17 protein-coding genes are annotated in these 17,800 nt (G+C 53.0%); 5 read left to right on the forward strand and 12 right to left on the reverse strand.

Annotated features, from left to right (window positions below; genetic code table 11):
- The first annotated feature begins 197 nt into the window (after window positions 1–197).
- The 3 genes from BMF08_RS00765 (at window position 198) to BMF08_RS00775 (ending at window position 2,542) form a co-directional block, all read left to right on the forward strand.
- Window positions 198–1,238, forward strand: coding sequence for an aminopeptidase (locus BMF08_RS00765; protein ID WP_072569972.1), 1,041 nt, complete (start codon window positions 198–200; stop codon window positions 1,236–1,238).
- A gap of 529 nt (window positions 1,239–1,767) precedes the next feature.
- Window positions 1,768–2,157, forward strand: coding sequence for a polymorphic toxin type 44 domain-containing protein (locus tag BMF08_RS00770; protein ID WP_072569971.1), 390 nt, complete (start codon window positions 1,768–1,770; stop codon window positions 2,155–2,157).
- Entirely contained in the window at window positions 2,135–2,542 is a 408-nt protein-coding gene (locus BMF08_RS00775; RefSeq protein WP_072569970.1) for a hypothetical protein, read from the forward strand. Before BMF08_RS00770 ends, BMF08_RS00775 begins: the two co-directional genes overlap by 23 nt.
- A 272-nt stretch (window positions 2,543–2,814) precedes the next feature.
- Here BMF08_RS00775 and cysH read toward each other — a convergent pair whose 3' ends face one another.
- The 3 genes from cysH to cysJ all read right to left on the reverse strand — a co-directional run bounded on the left by cysH (window position 2,815) and on the right by cysJ (window position 7,224).
- Window positions 2,815–3,549, reverse strand: a complete 735-nt coding sequence (gene cysH / locus BMF08_RS00780) for a phosphoadenosine phosphosulfate reductase (protein WP_072569969.1) — start codon at window positions 3,547–3,549, stop codon at window positions 2,815–2,817.
- 145 nt (window positions 3,550–3,694) lie between these two features.
- Complete coding sequence (cysI, locus tag BMF08_RS00785) at window positions 3,695–5,407, reverse strand: assimilatory sulfite reductase (NADPH) hemoprotein subunit (protein ID WP_072569968.1); 1,713 nt, start codon at window positions 5,405–5,407, stop codon at window positions 3,695–3,697.
- The gene (gene cysJ / locus BMF08_RS00790) at window positions 5,407–7,224 is read right to left on the reverse strand and encodes an NADPH-dependent assimilatory sulfite reductase flavoprotein subunit (RefSeq protein WP_072569967.1); all 1,818 of its coding nucleotides are present in this window, start codon (window positions 7,222–7,224) and stop codon (window positions 5,407–5,409) included. Before cysJ ends, cysI begins: the two co-directional genes overlap by 1 nt.
- Window positions 7,225–7,528: 304 nt before the next feature.
- On the opposite strand from cysJ, the gene queD reads away from it, so the two are divergent.
- Window positions 7,529–7,891 carry a 6-carboxytetrahydropterin synthase QueD gene (gene queD / locus BMF08_RS00795; RefSeq protein WP_072569966.1) on the forward strand — a complete coding sequence of 121 codons (363 nt, stop codon included), beginning with the start codon at window positions 7,529–7,531 and terminating at the stop codon, window positions 7,889–7,891.
- A 42-nt stretch (window positions 7,892–7,933) separates the two neighbouring features.
- Here queD and queE read toward each other — a convergent pair whose 3' ends face one another.
- From queE to BMF08_RS00810, 3 genes are read right to left on the reverse strand one after another with little or no spacing between them, the layout of a single operon-like run.
- Window positions 7,934–8,605, reverse strand: a complete 672-nt coding sequence (queE, locus tag BMF08_RS00800) for a 7-carboxy-7-deazaguanine synthase QueE (protein WP_072569965.1) — start codon at window positions 8,603–8,605, stop codon at window positions 7,934–7,936.
- Window positions 8,606–8,659: 54 nt separating this feature from the next.
- Complete coding sequence (locus BMF08_RS00805; protein WP_072569964.1) at window positions 8,660–9,364, reverse strand: N-acetylmannosamine-6-phosphate 2-epimerase; 705 nt, start codon at window positions 9,362–9,364, stop codon at window positions 8,660–8,662.
- Complete coding sequence (locus tag BMF08_RS00810; protein WP_072569963.1) at window positions 9,361–10,917, reverse strand: maltose/glucose-specific PTS transporter subunit IIC; 1,557 nt, start codon at window positions 10,915–10,917, stop codon at window positions 9,361–9,363. The genes BMF08_RS00805 and BMF08_RS00810 overlap by 4 nt, the downstream gene beginning before the upstream one ends.
- A gap of 170 nt (window positions 10,918–11,087) precedes the next feature.
- On the opposite strand from BMF08_RS00810, the gene BMF08_RS00815 reads away from it, so the two are divergent.
- On the forward strand, window positions 11,088–11,912 hold the full coding sequence (locus tag BMF08_RS00815) for a MurR/RpiR family transcriptional regulator (RefSeq protein ID WP_072569962.1): 825 nt from the start codon (window positions 11,088–11,090) through the stop codon (window positions 11,910–11,912).
- Between the two features lie 143 nt (window positions 11,913–12,055).
- Here BMF08_RS00815 and BMF08_RS00820 read toward each other — a convergent pair whose 3' ends face one another.
- From BMF08_RS00820 to mazG, 6 genes are all read right to left on the reverse strand, one after another.
- Window positions 12,056–12,403 (reverse strand): hypothetical protein, encoded by a 348-nt coding sequence (locus BMF08_RS00820; RefSeq protein WP_072569961.1) that lies wholly within the window; start codon window positions 12,401–12,403, stop codon window positions 12,056–12,058.
- Between the two features lie 4 nt (window positions 12,404–12,407).
- A complete protein-coding gene (locus tag BMF08_RS00825; RefSeq protein WP_072569960.1) occupies window positions 12,408–13,193 on the reverse strand; it encodes a DUF4225 domain-containing protein in 786 nt (261 codons plus the stop codon).
- Window positions 13,194–13,205: 12 nt separating this feature from the next.
- A complete protein-coding gene (locus BMF08_RS00830; protein ID WP_072569959.1) occupies window positions 13,206–13,523 on the reverse strand; it encodes a hypothetical protein in 318 nt (105 codons plus the stop codon).
- 199 nt (window positions 13,524–13,722) lie between these two features.
- On the reverse strand, window positions 13,723–15,018 hold the full coding sequence (gene eno, locus BMF08_RS00835; protein WP_072569958.1) for a phosphopyruvate hydratase: 1,296 nt from the start codon (window positions 15,016–15,018) through the stop codon (window positions 13,723–13,725).
- 78 nt (window positions 15,019–15,096) lie between these two features.
- A complete protein-coding gene (gene pyrG, locus BMF08_RS00840; RefSeq protein ID WP_072569957.1) occupies window positions 15,097–16,734 on the reverse strand; it encodes a glutamine hydrolyzing CTP synthase in 1,638 nt (545 codons plus the stop codon).
- A gap of 227 nt (window positions 16,735–16,961) precedes the next feature.
- The gene (gene mazG / locus BMF08_RS00845) at window positions 16,962–17,753 is read right to left on the reverse strand and encodes a nucleoside triphosphate pyrophosphohydrolase (RefSeq protein WP_072569956.1); all 792 of its coding nucleotides are present in this window, start codon (window positions 17,751–17,753) and stop codon (window positions 16,962–16,964) included.
- Window positions 17,754–17,800: the final 47 nt, after the last annotated feature.

Raw genomic sequence — 17,800 nt, forward strand, 5'->3', positions numbered from 1 at the left:
GGGGGCGGCTGTGAGCGAATGAAATTACGAATTGGAATGAGTAGTTCCGCAAAGGAATAACGGCGCGGGAAAGCAAATATCAAAAAGTGCTTAACGCCAGAAAATTCGTGCGTTTAGGCGCAATTCAAATTGTGTAAGGCCGATCACAGTTTCATACTAAGCCGGTCAAAAATTTCCGGCATGTTTAAGGACTCACTATGTTTTCCGCATTGCGCCACCGTACCGCTGCCCTGGCGTTCGGCGTATGCTTTACTCTTCCCGTTCAGGCGGCGTTGCTGCCTCCCGGTGACATGGCAAGCCACCAGGCACGTTATATTGCAACCTATTTCCCCGGCCGTATGACCGGCACGCCGGCAGAGATGCTTTCGGCGGATTATGTGCGACAGCAGTTTGCGCAAATGGGTTACCAGAGCGATATCCGCAAGTTCACCAGCCGCTTTATCTATACCTCGAAAACCAATCAGCGTAACTGGCACAACATTACCGGCAGCACGGTGATCGCCGCGCATGAGGGCAAGCAGCCTGAGCAGATTATTATCATGGCGCACCTCGACACCTACGCGCCGCGCAGCGATGCGGATATTGATAACAATCTCGGCGGCCTGACCTTACAGGGGCTGGACGATAACGCTGCCGGCGTTGGCGTGATGCTGGAGCTGGCCGACGCGCTGAAAGATGTTCCGACGCAGTACAGTATCCGTTTTGTCGCCACCAGCGGCGAGGAGGAAGGCCAGCTCGGCGCGGAAAACTTTCTGAAGCGCATGAGCGAGGCAGAGCGGAAAAATACCCTGCTGGTGATTAATCTCGATAATCTGATCGTCGGCGATAAGCTCTATTTCAACAGCGGCAAAAATACCCCCGCCTCGGTACGCAAGCTGACCCGCGACCGCGCGCTGGCCATTGCCCGCAGTCGCGGCATCGCCGCCGCCACCAATCCTGGCCTGAATCCGCAATACCCGAAAGGCACGTCGTGCTGCCACGATGTTGAGGTGTTTGATAAAGCAAAAATTCCGGTGCTGTCGGTGGAAGCGACAAACTGGTCGCTGGGCAATAAAGACGGTAACCAGCAGCGCGCCAAAACCCGTTCATTCCCGGACGGCACCAGTTGGCACGATGTGCGTCTGGATAACCAGCAGCACATCGACAGCGCCCTGCCAGGCCGCATCGAACGCCGCAGCCGCGACGTAATGCGCATCATGCTGCCGCTGGTGAAGGAACTGGCACGGGCGAAAACGTAAATTGCTTGATGGTTTTAAAAAGTGTGAATCGGGAATGCCTGATAAAGGCATTCTTACTCATAAGGGTAACATAAATTCAACTTCCAGAATCGGTGAGGGCTGGCAGCTAAGCAAATACATCATGCTCACTTTTAGCATGTCGCAGAGGATACATATACACGCATTCTCTGACGTTACTTAACTACTCTGCGGGAGACTTTTTAAGCCAAAGATAACGTAATGGATAACATTACGGTGCTGCTGGACTGGCGTAGAAGTATGACTTAAAGGGGAAAGTAGAAACGTTCCTCAGCAAACCAAAAAATATAGATAAACAATTCTGCGCCGTTAAGCGAGAGGGCAGATGTATTCGAGCCTAAAAGGGGCGAATACCTCCGTGATGAAAATCACAATAAAGCGCGGCAAAAACTTGCCCAATAACAATACAAAGTGTAATGTTTTTTTTGTTGGTGAATATGTATCCTCGGTATTAAATTGGAGGTATTTCATTTATTCAGGGAGCTTTGAAGCGAAAAAATAAGGAGATTTTATGGCATCCGTCCCAATTCCCGGTCCAGGTTCTATCGTTATCGCTAATAATATGCGCGAGGCTCGTCAAAAAGGGATGTCGCGCAACATGGCGACGGCGTCAACCTACTATTGGTTTTATGAGAAAGTTCGCCGTGGTGGGCCATGGGACTATAAACAGTTTGACCCATATTTTCAGGCATTCGGTAATTTCAATTTTGGCGCAGCTGGCACAGCTGCCGGAATTCCTGCGCGAATACTCCTTATGGGAGCGGGATGGGCCCAGAGTCGCGCAGGTACGTCTAAACCAGAGTGGGGGCAGTGGCACGAAAAGCCTCCTTATGGCGATGACCCAACCGATCAGCGCTATATTCAGGAAGGGATCGAATATGCCATTCAGAACGGCTATTAAATGGCTGCATAGAGTCGTGACACTGGTTCTTTTCGTACTGATCGTGGGGTTCTGGTGGCTCAATCATCAGCCGAACGTCAGGGTGAACGACGAGCTTAAGCGCGCTTATCAGTTGTCCGATCATCAATGGCTGTATATGACTGTTAGCCGCGATGGCGGGGCAACCGTTCCGACAGTTTACCGTTACTATCTGGCAGACCATCTCAGCGGCAGTGATGAAGAGGTTGTTCGCCAGCTTAGCATGGGAAGACCTGTCATTGAGGGTCGCGGTAGCGTCAGCGAGGCCAGGGTCGATCAAAATGGTGACATCGACATAACCTATTCAGGAGATGTTCTCTCGTTGAATGGCTCGTTCACGAATGTTCGTCTAAAAATCAAACAATAGTGTCACGTTGATTTTCCTCGAACCAACCCGCATTTCTTGGTCCATTTTGGGATTGTAATGCACTTCTGTAAATCATCACCTGTAAATTTCCAAAGAATATTTGGGCAGTGAATCTTGATGTAATACAGCTGATGCGAACCTGGTAAGATGAAGCTAGCAAGTATTGCTTTACAAAAAAGAATGAACAGATACCAACCATATAATCACAACGTCAGTATATAAGAAGTGACACCCGGCAGAATTGCACTGCCGGGCGGAGGGATATTTATTGATTAACCTTCATGCAATCCGCATTCACGCTTCAGCCCGAAGAAGCGGGTTTCTTCTTCAGCCATACCCGGTTCCCATTTACGGGTGGTGTGGGTATCCCCAACCGACAGGTAGCCCTGATCCCACAGCGGATGGTATTTCAGGCCATGCTTTTGCAGGTACTGGAAGACGGTGCGGTTATCCCAGTCGATAATCGGCAGCACTTTAAAAACGCCGCGCTGGATGGCCAGCACCGGCAGGCTGGCACGACTGCCGGACTGGTCACGGCGCAGGCCGGCAAACCATGTCTGCGCATTCAGCTCTTTCAGCGCACGGTTCATCGGCTCGACTTTGTTGATGTCGTTGTACTTTTCGATGCCTTCGACGCCCTGCTCCCACAGTTTACCGTAGCGTGCTTCCTGCCAGGCGGCGCTCTCTTTCGCGCGATACACTTGCAGGTTCAGTTTGAGTTTGTCCGTTAACTCGTCAATAAACTGGTAGGTTTCCGGGAACAGGTAGCCGGTATCGGTGAGGATGACCGGAATATCCGGGCGGATCTGATTCACCAGATGCAGGCTGACCGCCGCCTGAATACCAAAGCTCGACGACAGCACATATTCGCCCGGCAGATTTTCCAGCGCCCAGGCAACGCGCTCCTCTGCGCTGAGTTTTTCAAGCTGGCCGTTCGTTTCGGCGAGGGCCAGTACGCGTTCTACTTTTGGCAGATCGTTGAGCGCGTTTAGATCGAGTACGGACATAGATTCCTCACTTATGCCGGGTGGCGCTTATGCTTACCCGGCCTACAGAATGGCGGGTGTGCCGGGTGGCGCTTACGCTTACCCGGCCTACGGTTTAGCCCTGTAGGCCGGATAAGGCGTTCACGCCGCCATCCGGCGTGTTACGTTATTCCCAGAAATCCCGCGCCGGATCCAGCACCGGACGGATGATGCCAGCACGAACGGTGAAATCACCGAAGCCTTCGTTGGCATCGCGCTCTTTCGCCCAGCGCCCCACCAGTTCATCGATGGTGTCGAGAATTTCCGGTTCGGTGATGTTTTCACGGTACATCCGCGGGATGCGCGTGCCCATACGGTTGCCGCCCAGATGCAGGTTGTAGCGTCCCGGCGCTTTACCGACCAGCCCCAGCTCCGCCAGCAGCGCACGGCCACAGCCGTTCGGGCAACCGGTAACACGCAGCACGATATGCTCATGGCCGAGGCCGTGTTTTTCCATTACCGCTTCCACTTTATCGATAAAGGTCGGCAGGAAACGCTCGGCCTCCGCCATCGCCAGCGGGCAGGTCGGGAAGGCGACACAGGCCATGGAATTTTCGCGCTGCGGTTTCACGGCGTTCATCAGGCCATGATCGCGCGCCAGCTTTTCGATCTTCGCTTTGTCGCTTTCCGGTACGCCCGCCACGATCAGGTTCTGATTGGCGGTTAAACGGAAGTCGCCTTTGTGGATCTTCGCGATCTCCAGCAGACCGGTTTTCAGCGGACGATCCGGGTAATCCATGATACGGCCATTCTCGATAAACAGCGTCAGGTGCCACTTATCATCAATGCCTTTCACCCAGCCGATACGATCGCCGCGACCGGTAAATTCATACGGGCGGATCGGCGCGAATTTAATGCCCGCGCGACGTTCCACTTCCGCTTTGAAGACGTCCGGGCCGACGCGCTCCAGCGTGTATTTGGTTTTGGCATTTTTACGATCGGTACGGTTGCCCCAGTCGCGCTGCGTGGTGACCACGGCTTCGGCAACCGCCAGCGTATGCTCCAGCGGCAGGAAGCCGAATTCAGTCGCGGTACGGGCGTAGGTTTTCTTGTTGCCGTGCTCAATGGACAATCCGCCGCCTACCAGCAGGTTAAAGCCCACCAGCTTGCCGTTTTCGGCAATGGCGACAAAGTTCATGTCGTTGGCGTGCAGATCGATGTCGTTCTGCGGCGGGATCACCACCGTCGTTTTAAATTTACGCGGCAGGTAGGTCTGACCGAGAATGGGTTCTTCGTCGGTGGTCGCCACTTTCTCGGCATCATGCCAGATTTCCGCATAGGCGCGGGTGCGCGGCAGCAGGTGCTCAGAGAGCTTTTTCGCCCATTCGTAGGCTTCAGCGTGCAGCTGCGATTCCACCGGGTTAGAGGTGCAAAGCACGTTACGGTTCATGTCGTTCGCCGTTGCCAGCGCGTCCAGCCCCACTTCGTGCAGCATCTGGTGCGCCGGTTTGACGTTCTTTTTCAGGATGCCGTGATACTGAAACGTCTGACGGTTGGTCAGACGGATGCTGCCGTAGATGGTTTTTTCGGTGGCGAATTTATCCACCGACAGCCACTGCTGCGGCGTAATGATGCCGCCCGGCAGACGGCAGCGCAGCATCATCGCGTGGCGCGGCTCCAGCTTCTGCTCGGCGCGTTCGGCGCGAATGTCGCGATCGTCCTGCTGGTACATGCCGTGAAAACGGATCAGCAGGAAGTTGTCACCGGAAAAACCGCCGGTCAGACCGTTATGTAAATCTTCCGCAATAGTACCGCGCAGATAGTTGCTTTCCCGCTTCATGCGCTCGGCGTCAGTCAGTTTTCCTTCGACCACCAGCGGACCTGGATATTTTTCGCTCATTAGTAGACATCTCGCTGATAACGGCGCTCAACGCGCAGCTCACTTAAAAATTCATCCGCCGCTTCGGTATCCATGCCACCGAATTCGGCAATCACATCCAGCAAAGCCTGCTCAACGTCTTTCGCCATACGATTGGCGTCGCCGCAGACATAAATGTGGGCACCGTCATTGATCCAGCGCCACAGCTCTGCGCCCTGTTCGCGCAGTTTGTCTTGTACGTATATTTTTTCTTTCTGATCGCGGGACCAGGCCAGGTCGATGCGGTTCAGCACGCCGTCTTTAACGTAGCGCTGCCACTCCACCTGGTATAAAAAGTCTTCCGTAAAGTGCGGATTGCCAAAGAACAGCCAGTTTTTACCGGGGGCCTCATCGGCAGCACGTTGTTGCATAAAGGCGCGGAACGGCGCGATGCCGGTACCCGGCCCTATCATGATCACCGGCGTTTCCGGGTTTTCAGGCAGACGGAAGTTATCGTTATGTTCGATAAAGATCCGCACTTCGCCGTCTTCTTCCACGCGATCGGCGAGGAAGCTGGAGGCGCCACCAGCCCGCGCGCGGCCTTCAATGTCAAAACGCACCGCGCCCACGGTAATGTGCACTTCGCTTTCCACTTCCGCCTGGGACGAGGCGATGGAGTACAGGCGCGGCGTCAGCGGACGCAGCAGACCAATAAGCGCGTCGGCATCCAGTTGCGCCGGGGAGAAACGCACCATATCGACAATCGGCGTCGTTGCGGCGTAGTGCTGCAACTTCGCTTTATCGCCCACCAGAGGCAGTAATGTTTCGCTGCGGGTCAGGGTGGCGTAGTTTTCCACGATGTTGACGGTATTCACCGTCAGCTCAAAATGCCATTGCAACGCCTCGGACAGCGGCAGAGTTTTGCCATCAACATTCACCTGTTCGTCGCCGGTCAGCCACAGCAGTTCAACCAGTTCTTTGACCAGCGCCGGATCGTTCTGATACCACACGCCCAGGGCATCGCCCGGCAGATAGCGCAGGCCGGAGTCGCCCAGATCGATCTCCAGATGACGCACATCTTTTTCGGAATCGCGCCCGGTGATCTTCTGATTGACCGACAGCGTGGCGCAAAGCGGCGCTTCTTTAGTATAGGGGCTGGAAGTGACTTCGTTGACCACGCCGCTGGCGGTAGCCGCAGCCTGCGCCGGGCTTTCCTGCGGAACGCGGGATTTCAGAACGTCCAGGATGCGCCCGCGCCATTCGGCGGCAGCGGCCTGATATTCAACGTCAGTGTCAACGCGGTCGAGCAGGCGTTCAGCGCCCAGCTCCGCCAGCTTGCTGTCAAAATCTTTGCCGCTCTGGCAGAAGAATTCATAAGAGGAATCGCCCAGGCCAAATACGGCGAAGGCCGTACCGTTAAGTTTGGGCGCTTTTTTCGAGAACAGGAACTTGTGCAGCGCGACGGCTTCTTCCGGCGGCTCCCCTTCCCCTTGCGTGGAGGTCACGACAACCAGCAGTTTTTCCTGAGCGATTTGTTTGAATTTATAGTCGCCCGCGTTCACCAGGTTGACGTTAAGCTTCGCCGCCAGCAGATCATCGCGCAGGGCTTCCGCCACGCGGCGGGCGTTGCCGGTTTGCGAGGCGGAAATCAGCGTGATAGCTGGCGTTTCTTTCGCGGCAGGCGCGGCAGGCGTGGTTGTGCCCGCAACGGTTCCAGGCTGCTGATTAAGCACGCCCCAGAAATAGCCGGAAACCCAGGCAAGCTGAGTCGGAGTAAGTTCGGATGTCACCGCCGTTAGGCGCGACATTTGCTCCGCGTTAAGCGGCAGCAAAGCGGAAGGTGGGGCCTGAGTCGTCATGCGTCGTCCAGTTCCAGTAAAAGCCGTTTTTATAAGGGGGAAAAACAGAACAGAGAGTAAGGTTAACGGCGCGAATAATAACAACTAAAGAAGGGTTGGAAATAACAAATAACCAAAATGACTAACCTCTTTTAGCTATAGTTATTAACACTAAAACCGGTCAATTAAATCTTTGAATTTTAATAATAAAAAACCCATAACCCTGACAAATACTTTGGTTAAACACTTTTACCGGTTTTTGTTAATGCTAAAAAAGGTCATATCCGCTACCCTACGGCGGTTTTTGCCTTACAGAGAAATGATAATGATCACCACCTTGTTTAAAGATTTCACCTTCGAAGCCGCTCATCACCTGCCGCACGTGCCGGAAGGCCATAAATGTGGTCGCCTGCACGGTCACTCTTTTATGGTGCGCCTGGAAATTACCGGTGAAGTCGATCCGCATACCGGCTGGATCATGGATTTTTCCGAGCTAAAACGCGCGTTTAAGCCGACATATGACCGCCTGGATCACTATTATCTGAATGATATTCCGGGGCTTGAGAACCCGACCAGCGAAGTGCTGGCCGCGTGGATCTGGAACGAAATGAAGCCGCTGGTGCCGCAGCTGAGCGCGGTGATGGTGAAAGAAACCTGTACGGCGGGCTGTATTTATCGCGGGGAGTGATCTCCTGTCATATCACCCTCTCCCGTGGGAGAGGGCGTCTGGTCAGGCGATGTTCAGATATTTATGCGTCTGCATCGACAGCCGCCAGTTGCGGGCAATACAGGTTTCGATGCACAGACGCGTGGCGTCTTCTTTCTGACTGATGGGTTGCAGGGCGATAACGCGGGGTTTGTCATCGTCAAGACGCGCCAGCAGTTCATCCAGCGCTTCAATATCCCGCACACGGCCTACCGGATGTTTGATCTCGTCGGCGCGCTCCAGCGCCTGCGTCAGCACGTCATACCCGCCGCGCATATTTACCTTCGGCGATACCGTGACCCAGGTGCCCGTCGTGGTGCGAACTTCGTGCGTGCCGCTGGTTTCGATCTGGCAGCTAAAACCGTTCTTCTCAAACAGTGAGGTCAGCGGCAGCAGATCGTGTATGCAGGGCTCACCGCCGGTGATCACCACATGACGCGCGGTGTAACCCTGACGGCTGATAATAGCCAGCAAATCTTCGCTGCTCGCCGCGCCCCATTTATCGCTCTCTTTGGTTTTGGCGATAACGCTGTAGAGCGACACTTCCCGATCGGAGAGCTTGTCCCATGTGTGTTTGGTGTCGCACCAGGCACAGCCAACCGGGCATCCCTGCAAACGAATAAAAATGGCAGGAACGCCGGTAAAGTAACCCTCGCCTTGCAAGGTCTGGAACATTTCATTAATCGGGTACTGCATACTCATCTCTGTTCAGGATCTAAACCCTAAGTATCGCAGATCCCGGCCAGACGATCATGTGCCATTCGCGCCCTGCGCATTAATCGCGCGGGTAAAACGCGCGGTAATTTGCTGCGGCCGGGTGATGGCGCCGCCCACCACCACCGAATGCGCCCCCAGCGCAAGGCACTGCGCGGCAAGCTCAGGCGTGTCGACATTGCCTTCGGCGATCACCGGGATAGTGGCGATGGAAAGTACCTCTTTTAAAAATTGCAGATCGTTTTCCGGTAGCCGGCGTCCCGCCGTTTCAGCCGTATAGCCATAAAGGGTGGTGCCGAGGCAGTCAAAGCCCAGCTCACCGGCAATACGCGCATCATCCAGGGTGGCGATATCCGCCATCAGCAAGACCTGCGGATAACGGCGGCGGATCGCACTGACCAGCGCGGCCAGGGTGTCGCCGCCAGGCCGCTTACGCTGGGTGGCATCCAGCGCGATGATTTCCGGGGCGACCGTCATCAGCTCGTCGATTTCGCGCAGCGTGGCGGTGATAAACACGTCGCTGTCAGGGTAATCACGCTTGATAATGCCGATCACCGGCAGCGACACCTGCGCCTTGATGGCTTTGATATCCACCACGCTGTTGGCGCGAATACCTGCGGCACCGCCTTCCACTGCGGCCAGCGCCATGCGGGACATAATAAAATCGCTGTGCAGCGGTTCGTTTTCCAGCGCCTGGCAGGACACCACCAGCGCCTTTTTGATCTGTTCTAATGCATTCATAACGCTAACATCTCTTCCATTTCGTTTTTGATGATGGTGACGTGCGGCCCGTAAATCACCTGAACCCCGTTACCACGAACGATCACCCCGCGCGCGCCTGTCGCTTTCAGGGCGGCTTCATCCACTTTGCTGCCCGCTTTTACCGTTACGCGCAGGCGTGTGGCACAGCAGTCGACCTCGTCCAGATTCCCGCGCCCGCCCAGCGCCGCCACTATGGCTTCTGCCCGTTCGGTGCCGCTGACGGCAGCGATTTCCGCCTGCTCTTTTTCGCGGCCTGGCGTGAGGAAGTTAAAGCGCTTAATCAGGAAGCGAAAGGTGAAGTAGTACAGGAAGAACCACGGAATGCCGACCAGCGGCACATACAGCCAGTGGGTCTTCGCTTCGCCCTGCATAATGCCGAACAGCACAAAGTCGATAAAGCCGCCGGAAAATGTCTGCCCGATAGTGATATGCAGCATATGCGCCAGCATGAAAGCCAGCCCGTCGAACAACGCGTGCAGAACGTACAGCACAGGCGCGACAAACAGGAACGAAAACTCAATAGGTTCGGTAATGCCGGTTAAGAAGGACGTCAGCGCCGCCGAGAACAGCAGGCCAGCTACCCGCTTTTTGTTTTCGGGTTTCGCGGTGTGGTACATCGCAAGACATGCCCCCACCAGCCCGAACATCATGGTGATGAAGCGGCCGGACATAAAGCGTGAGGTGCCTTCGTAAAACTGCTGCGTCGCGGGATCGGCCAGCTGCGCGAAGAAAATGCGCTGCGTGCCTTCCACCAGTTGCCCGTTGACTATCTCGCTGCCGCCCAGCGCCGTCGTCCAGAAAGGCAGATAAAAGATGTGATGCAGCCCGAAGGGGCCAAGCATGCGCAAAATAAAGCCGTAGAGAAAAGTGCCTAGGTAGCCGGTGGCATCCACCAGCCCGCCAAGACCGAAAATCAGCTTTTGAAAATGCGGCCAGACCACCGTCATGATAGCGCCGACAAGGATCGCCGCCAGCGAGCTGATAATGGGTACAAAGCGCGAGCCGCCAAAAAAGCCCAGAAACTGCGGCAGCGCGATCTTATTAAAGCGGTGATGCAGCGCGCAGGTGACGAGGCCGATGACCACGCCGCCAAACACGCCGGTTTCCAGCGTCTGAATACCTAAGGTCATGCCCTGCCCGACCGCGCCGGGATTGCTGCTCGCCAGCGTACCGGTGAGCGTCAGCAGCGCATTAATGGTGGCATTCATCACCAGATACGCCAGCAGCGCGGCCAGTCCCGCCGTGCCCTTATCGGTTTTCGCCAGCCCCACCGCCACGCCCACCGCAAAAAGTACCGACAGGTTGGCAAAAACAATCGCCCCGGCGCTGCTCATGATGGTGAAAATCGCCTGTAGCCAGGCCACATCCAGGAAAGGCCAGGCCGTCAGCGTATTGGGATTCGACAGCGCGCCGCCAATCCCCAACAGCAGCCCCGCCGCCGGAAGTACGGCAATCGGCAGCATAAAAGATTTACCAAAACGCTGCGCTTTTTCAAACCAGCCCCCGGGGGAGGCACCACTGAACATTGTCATACTCTATCTCCGCTCGCTGCTTGTTGATGAAAATTTTTACCACAATAAATATTTAACGTGAAAATTATCACCAAAAAAGCGGAAGCGGATCATACTATTTTAAAATGACTGGCAACCTGTCCCCTCTTTCCGCCACACTATCGGGCATTAACGACGTAAAGGATCCCGGAATGTCTGAAAATGAAAATGTGCTGCTGCGCCTCCGCCAGGGAATGTCGGGTTACAGCCCCACGCAGCAGAAGCTGACGGAATACATACTGGCAGAACCTTCGCGGGTGCTTTATCAGACCATCACCGAGCTGGCGCGGGAGAGCGCCACCAGCGAAGCCAGCGTGACGCGCCTGTGTCGTGTGCTGGGCTGCAAAGGCTATACGGAATTCAAAATGGCGCTGGCGCTGGATGTGCAGCGCGCCGGGACGCCGCGTGAGCAGGGCGATGAGATTGATACGCTGGTGGAAGAGTCGGTCATGGCGCTGCGGGATACGTCGAGGCTGCTTGACCGCGAGGTGCTGGCCAGGGCGGCAATGACACTGCATCAGGCGCGCACAGTGCAGATTTACGGCGTGGCGGCCAGCGCCATCATTGGCGATTATCTGCACTACAAACTTTTACGCCTCGGCAAAACGGCGCAGCTGTTCAGCGATATGCATCGCGCGGCGATGAATGCCACCACGCTGGGAAGTGATGAGCTGGTGATCGCGATCTCCAGTTCCGGCTCCACGCGCGATCTGCTGCATGTGGTGAAACTGGCGCGTAAACGTGGTGCGACGGTGCTGGCGTTAAGCAATACGCCGCGCAGTCCGCTGGCGTCGATCAGCGATATGCTGCTGGTGGCGGCGAAACCTGAAGGGCCGCTCAGCGCCGGGGCGCTGAATGCCAAAGTGGGGGCCATGCTGCTGGTGGAACTGCTGATCACTGCTTTAATGTCTTATGACGCGCATTACAGCGATACCAGCCAGCAAACCGCCAGCGCGACCTTACCGCTGCTGCTGTAGAACGCTAATACATTGGGGAAGACTACAAATTCGATATGAGTCACTATTGGTTTTTGCAGAATTCCTCTCTTTTATATCAGCACGCATTCACTATAATTGAGGTAAAGAACATCTATTATAATGATTCTGTATAGAAGAAGGTTTCATAACCCCCTAAGACCGTGATAGATTTTCAACATCTTCCAGTAATTTTTATGAGACCGAACTACTACTTCAATCGTTATAAATAGAAGCCCAAATACAAAAATGAACACCCACAAAGCGCCAGGATCGAGTAACACTATCGAGATAATAAAAAAAAGCATAATCGTAGCAATAATGACATCTACGCTGAATATTCTTGCTTCCGTTAGCCGATACGTTTTTTGTAAGCTTAACCCTTTTGCATTGGCAGCGTTAATAATTTTTTGCGTTTTATATTCACTTAATCCTGTGTTCATTACCCTTTCGACTAAATCTCTATCATTCGGATCATATTTTTTTTCATGCATCTGTTTACCTCCCCAACGCCTCCCAGTTTGTACTCCCCACTCCCGCAATCTGATAAATAGAAAATCCACTGGCTGCATCACCCGCTAATTCATTGATTCCGCCGACAGCGCCCAATGTTCTCCAGTTATGGATATAATCCTCCCGAATATAGTGGAATAATTTCCATGAATCAGACTTTAATGTCAATGTCGATGCCGACCCGAGAGAAAGGGCAATATCTCCACTTGAAAAAGCGATGTCACCATCCCTTCCTTCACCACCGAAAAACTTAGCAGCCTGCCGATAAGCATAACGTACAGGCACTACTTTTGGATCCTCGTGATAAAGCAAGTAGTAGCCATTCTCCCAGACATTTTCACTTCCCTGGATCATTAAAGGAACACCAAAATATCTACATGCAGCTCCAATATTCGCCTTGCATATTCCGAATCCCCCGATTGCCTGCATCGAGCCACTAACAAAACCCACTCGCTTGAGCGTAATCGTTAAAAGCGAATGCCTGTCTTTTTCGCGCTCTGCGATAGCATATAACTTTATGCTTCCCATCTGTAATTGGCTTTGGTTTCGAATCAAACGTTCATACTGACTTCGTAACCGGTTCATTGCTTCAGAAAAAATTATTTTTCCTGAAAGATAGTCATTAATATATTCTTTCGAAAGAGAATTCTCTTCACACATAAATCTCGAACGTAATTTGATTCCATGTAAATATTTAAAACCAATGTCAAATACAAGCCTACTAACTTTCTCTTCTTCACGCTGCAAATTCATTAGTCCATAACTGCACATTAAAACCTCCTGTCATTTCCCAATCAACTTAACCTGAATTTTAATACTCCATACTAAATTCATAAAAAAAGGTGTAAAGAATAAGGATAAAAAAGCAATCACGCTGCAAAAAAGAAAGTTAACTAAAAAGGACTCCACTCCACCAGCTATCGAGCCAAAAATCACAGATAATAACAATACACCACTCCAGGCATAATATTTCCATACATAGAGAAAGAATGCCCTTCCTATGCTGATCTTTTTCCTTTTTGCCAATTTAATCAGAAAAGCAGCCTCTCTTTTTTTCACTCCAGATTTAATCATGAATATTTTTATTTCATCATCATCCATAATATAAAACTATCCTTATCAAATACTAATTCACTGCACCAATAACACTATATATTATTATTGCTAAACTACACTGCAAATAAAAATTTTAGCTTGATATAACTCACATTTATTGGTTCGTGCCCGGAACTTCGCAAAAAATAGGTAAAAAAATGCCAGTCCGTAGACTGGCATTTATCAATCAGATTAAAAGGCAGAATTACTGGCCTTTGATCTCTTTACGACCGTTGTACGGTGCTTTTTCGCCCAGCGCTTCTTCGATACGGATCAGCTGGTTGTATTTAGCAACGCGGTCAGAACGGCTCATGGAACCGGTTTTGATCTGGCCTGCAGCGGTACCTACTGCCAGGTCGGCAATGGTCGCATCTTCAGTTTCGCCAGAACGGTGAGAGATCACCGCGGTGTAGCCAGCGTCTTTCGCCATTTTGATCGCAGCCAGAGTTTCGGTCAGAGAACCGATCTGGTTGAATTTGATCAGGATGGAGTTAACGATGCCTTTTTCGATACCTTCTTTCAGGATCTTGGTGTTGGTTACGAACAGATCGTCACCAACCAGCTGGATTTTGTCGCCCAGCACTTTGGTCTGGTATGCGAAACCATCCCAGTCAGATTCGTCCAGACCATCTTCGATGGAAACGATCGGGTACTGTTTGGTCAGATCTTCCAGGAAGTGGGTGAATTCTTCAGAGGTGAAGGCTTTGTTGCCTTCGCCGGCCAGAACGTATTTACCGTCTTTGTAGAACTCGGACGCTGCGCAGTCCATCGCCAGAGTGATGTCGGTGCCCAGTTCGTAGCCTGCTGCTTTAACCGCTTCAGCGATAACAGCCAGTGCTTCAGCGTTGGAACCCAGGTTCGGCGCGTAGCCGCCTTCGTCGCCAACCGCAGTGTTCATACCTTTAGCTTTCAGAACTTTAGCCAGGTTGTGGAACACTTCAGAACCCATACGCACAGCTTCTTTCAGCGTTTTAGCGCCAACAGGCTGGATCATGAATTCCTGAATATCAACGTTGTTATCTGCGTGCTCGCCACCGTTGATGATGTTCATCATCGGAACCGGCATGGAGTATTTGCCCGGAGTGCCGTTCAGTTCAGCGATGTGCTCGTACAGCGCCTGACCTTTAGAAGCCGCAGCGGCTTTGGCGTTAGCCAGAGACACAGCCAGGATAGCGTTCGCACCGAAGTTAGATTTGTTTTCAGTACCGTCCAGATCGATCATGATCTTATCGATACCAGCCTGGTCTTTGGCGTCTTTGCCAAGCACTGCCTGAGCAATCGGGCCGTTAACCGCAGCAACCGCTTTGGTTACGCCTTTACCCAGGAAACGGGATTTGTCGCCATCGCGCAGTTCCAGAGCTTCACGGGAACCAGTAGAAGCACCTGACGGGGCAGCAGCCATACCGACGAAACCACCTTCAAGGTGTACTTCGGCTTCAACAGTCGGGTTACCACGGGAGTCGATGATTTCACGACCGATGACTTTAACGATTTTGGACATTAGGATTTCCTCAGTACAAGTTAAACTAAAACTCCAGACAAACAATGCACCCGGCAGGGTGCATTGTCGTTCTAACTCTTACTTCGCCTGACGCTTCTGGAAATCGCTTGCGGCCTTAACAAAGCCTGCAAACAGCGGATGTCCATCACGCGGCGTTGAAGTAAATTCCGGGTGGAACTGACAGGCGACAAACCACGGATGGTTTGGCACCTCGATGATCTCAACTAACTGATCATCGCCGGAACGGCCCGCGACACGCAGACCCGCAGCTTCAATTTGTTTCAACAGCATATTGTTGACTTCATAGCGGTGACGGTGACGTTCAACAATGGTAGACGCACCGTACAACTGACGAACGAGGCTGTCGTCATCCAACTGGCACTGCTGTGCGCCGAGACGCATCGTACCACCCAGGTCGCTCTTTTCAGTGCGGACTTCGACATTGCCATCTTCATCACGCCATTCGGTAATGAGCGCCACGACAGGGTACTTACAGTCTGGCACAAATTCCGTTGAGTTGGCGTTGTCCATTCCCGCTACGTTGCGCGCAAACTCAATCAGCGCAACCTGCATACCCAGGCAAATGCCCAGATAAGGAATATTATTTTCACGCGCAAAGCGTGCAGTGGCGATCTTACCTTCAACGCCGCGGTAGCCGAAACCACCCGGGATCAGGATCGCGTCCAGACCTTTTAAGATCTCAACGCCGCGCGTTTCCACATCCTGCGAATCGATCAGCTTGATGTTGACGGTTACGCGGTTCTTCAGACCACCGTGTTTCAGCGCTTCGATCACCGATTTATAGGCATCCGGCAGCTCAATGTATTTGCCGACCATGCCGATGGTGACTTCACCCGCCGGATTCGCTTCTTCGTAAATAACCTGTTCCCATTCAGACAGGTTAGCTTCCGGACAGTTCAGGCTGAATCGTTTACAAATATAATCGTCCAGTCCCTGAGATTTCAACAGGCCCGGAATTTTATAAATAGAATCGACGTCTTTCAGAGAAATAACGGCTTTTTCTGGAACGTTACAGAACAAAGCAATTTTTGCACGTTCGTTGGCAGGAACCGCGCGATCTGAGCGACAAATCAGAATATCCGGCTGGATACCGATAGAAAGCAGCTCTTTCACAGAATGCTGTGTCGGTTTGGTCTTCACCTCACCTGCCGCCGCCATGTATGGCACCAGCGTCAGGTGCATGTACATGGTGTGTTCACGGCCCACTTCCACGGCCATCTGGCGAATCGCTTCAAGGAACGGCAGGGATTCGATGTCGCCTACCGTGCCGCCGATTTCAACCAGCACCACGTCGTAGCCTTCGCCACCTTCGATGATGCGCTCTTTGATGGCGTTGGTGATGTGCGGAATAACCTGAACGGTCGCGCCCAGATAGTCGCCACGGCGCTCTTTACGCAGCACGTCGGAGTAGATACGACCGGTAGTGAAGTTGTTACGGCGGCTCATTTTGGTGCGAATGAAGCGCTCGTAGTGGCCCAGGTCTAAATCGGTTTCAGCGCCGTCTTCAGTAACGAACACTTCCCCGTGCTGAATTGGGCTCATGGTGCCCGGATCGACGTTGATGTACGGATCCAGTTTCATAATGCTTACGCTGAGGCCACGGGCTTCAAGAATGGCTGCGAGGGAGGCTGCGGCAATGCCTTTTCCCAGAGAGGATACGACCCCGCCGGTCACAAAAATATAGTTCGTTGTCATGCTGAACCTGAGAAGTTAGGTTTAAAAGACGATGGAATAACCAGGACGGGAAAGCAGTATACCGGAACCGGGCAGTTGCCACAAACTTTCATTCTTCCTCCTCTTCCACAGGTTCTGACAATAATAAGGAGTGAGAAAATAGCCCCTTTTGGCTAAATGTTTTTGACGCAAATCAAGCGCTTGTTATTTAAAAAATCACACAAATCGCGCTTGATCCGCAAAAGTCGTTAGAGATCAGATTCCTGCCGCTTTACCTGCTGCCAGACTTCTTCCATGGTTTCCAGATCAACACCGGTCATGCTCAGCCCGCGGGCAGCAACAATACGCTCCACTTCCCGGAAACGACGCTCAAATTTGAGGTTCGCTTTTTGCAGCGCCACTTCCGCTTTGACGCCCAGATGACGGGATAAATTCACGGTGGCGAACAGCAAATCGCCCATTTCTTCTTCCACCCGCGCCTGATCGACGACCGCCTGTTTCGCCTCGTCCATCACTTCATCGATCTCTTCGTAAACTTTTTCCACCACCGGGCCGAGGGTGGCCCAGTCAAAGCCGACCGAGGCGCAGCGCTTCTGAATTTTATGCGCGCGCATCAGCGCCGGGAAGCTGTGCGGGATGTCATCCAGCACCGAATGCTGCGCTTTTTCGGCGCGCTCTTCGTGCTTAATTTGCTCCCAGCGCGCTAATACCTCAGTACTGTTTTCTGCCGTGGCATCGCCAAAGATATGCGGGTGACGGCGTTCCAGCTTGTCGCTGATTGCCGCGCAAATGTCATTGAAGTCAAAACGCCCCCCTTCCTGCGCCATTTGCGCGTAAAACACCACCTGGAACAGCAGATCGCCCAGTTCGCCGCGCAGATCATCAAAATCTTCCCGGGAAATGGCGTCCAGCACTTCATAGGTTTCTTCGAGGGTGTAAGGGGCGATGGTGGCAAAGGTCTGCTCTTTATCCCACGGGCAGCCGTTTTCCGGGTCGCGCAGGCGTTGCATGATGCCCAGCAGGCGATCGATTTGCGTCATTGGAATGTCCTGAAAACACAGGCCCGACAGCAATTCGCCATCGGGCC

Origin of the sequence: Enterobacter sp. SA187 (genome assembly GCF_001888805.2) — a bacterium.
Taxonomy (GTDB): Bacteria; Pseudomonadota; Gammaproteobacteria; order Enterobacterales; family Enterobacteriaceae; genus Enterobacter_D.

Bases quoted from the DNA above. Each gene is read 5' to 3' on its own strand.
- BMF08_RS00765 (WP_072569972.1), top strand. From the start codon at position 198: ATGTTTTCCGCATTGCGCCACCGTACCGCTGCCCTGGCGTTCGGCGTA.
- BMF08_RS00770 (WP_072569971.1), top strand. From the start codon at position 1,768: ATGGCATCCGTCCCAATTCCCGGTCCAGGTTCTATCGTTATCGCTAAT.
- BMF08_RS00775 (WP_072569970.1), top strand. From the start codon at position 2,135: ATGCCATTCAGAACGGCTATTAAATGGCTGCATAGAGTCGTGACACTG.
- cysH (WP_072569969.1), bottom strand. From the start codon at position 3,549: ATGTCCGTACTCGATCTAAACGCGCTCAACGATCTGCCAAAAGTAGAA.
- cysI (WP_072569968.1), bottom strand. From the start codon at position 5,407: ATGAGCGAAAAATATCCAGGTCCGCTGGTGGTCGAAGGAAAACTGACT.
- cysJ (WP_072569967.1), bottom strand. From the start codon at position 7,224: ATGACGACTCAGGCCCCACCTTCCGCTTTGCTGCCGCTTAACGCGGAG.
- queD (WP_072569966.1), top strand. From the start codon at position 7,529: ATGATCACCACCTTGTTTAAAGATTTCACCTTCGAAGCCGCTCATCAC.
- queE (WP_072569965.1), bottom strand. From the start codon at position 8,605: ATGCAGTACCCGATTAATGAAATGTTCCAGACCTTGCAAGGCGAGGGT.
- BMF08_RS00805 (WP_072569964.1), bottom strand. From the start codon at position 9,364: ATGAATGCATTAGAACAGATCAAAAAGGCGCTGGTGGTGTCCTGCCAG.
- BMF08_RS00810 (WP_072569963.1), bottom strand. From the start codon at position 10,917: ATGACAATGTTCAGTGGTGCCTCCCCCGGGGGCTGGTTTGAAAAAGCG.
- BMF08_RS00815 (WP_072569962.1), top strand. From the start codon at position 11,088: ATGTCTGAAAATGAAAATGTGCTGCTGCGCCTCCGCCAGGGAATGTCG.
- BMF08_RS00820 (WP_072569961.1), bottom strand. From the start codon at position 12,403: ATGCATGAAAAAAAATATGATCCGAATGATAGAGATTTAGTCGAAAGG.
- BMF08_RS00825 (WP_072569960.1), bottom strand. From the start codon at position 13,193: ATGTGCAGTTATGGACTAATGAATTTGCAGCGTGAAGAAGAGAAAGTT.
- BMF08_RS00830 (WP_072569959.1), bottom strand. From the start codon at position 13,523: ATGGATGATGATGAAATAAAAATATTCATGATTAAATCTGGAGTGAAA.
- eno (WP_072569958.1), bottom strand. From the start codon at position 15,018: ATGTCCAAAATCGTTAAAGTCATCGGTCGTGAAATCATCGACTCCCGT.
- pyrG (WP_072569957.1), bottom strand. From the start codon at position 16,734: ATGACAACGAACTATATTTTTGTGACCGGCGGGGTCGTATCCTCTCTG.
- mazG (WP_072569956.1), bottom strand. From the start codon at position 17,753: ATGACGCAAATCGATCGCCTGCTGGGCATCATGCAACGCCTGCGCGAC.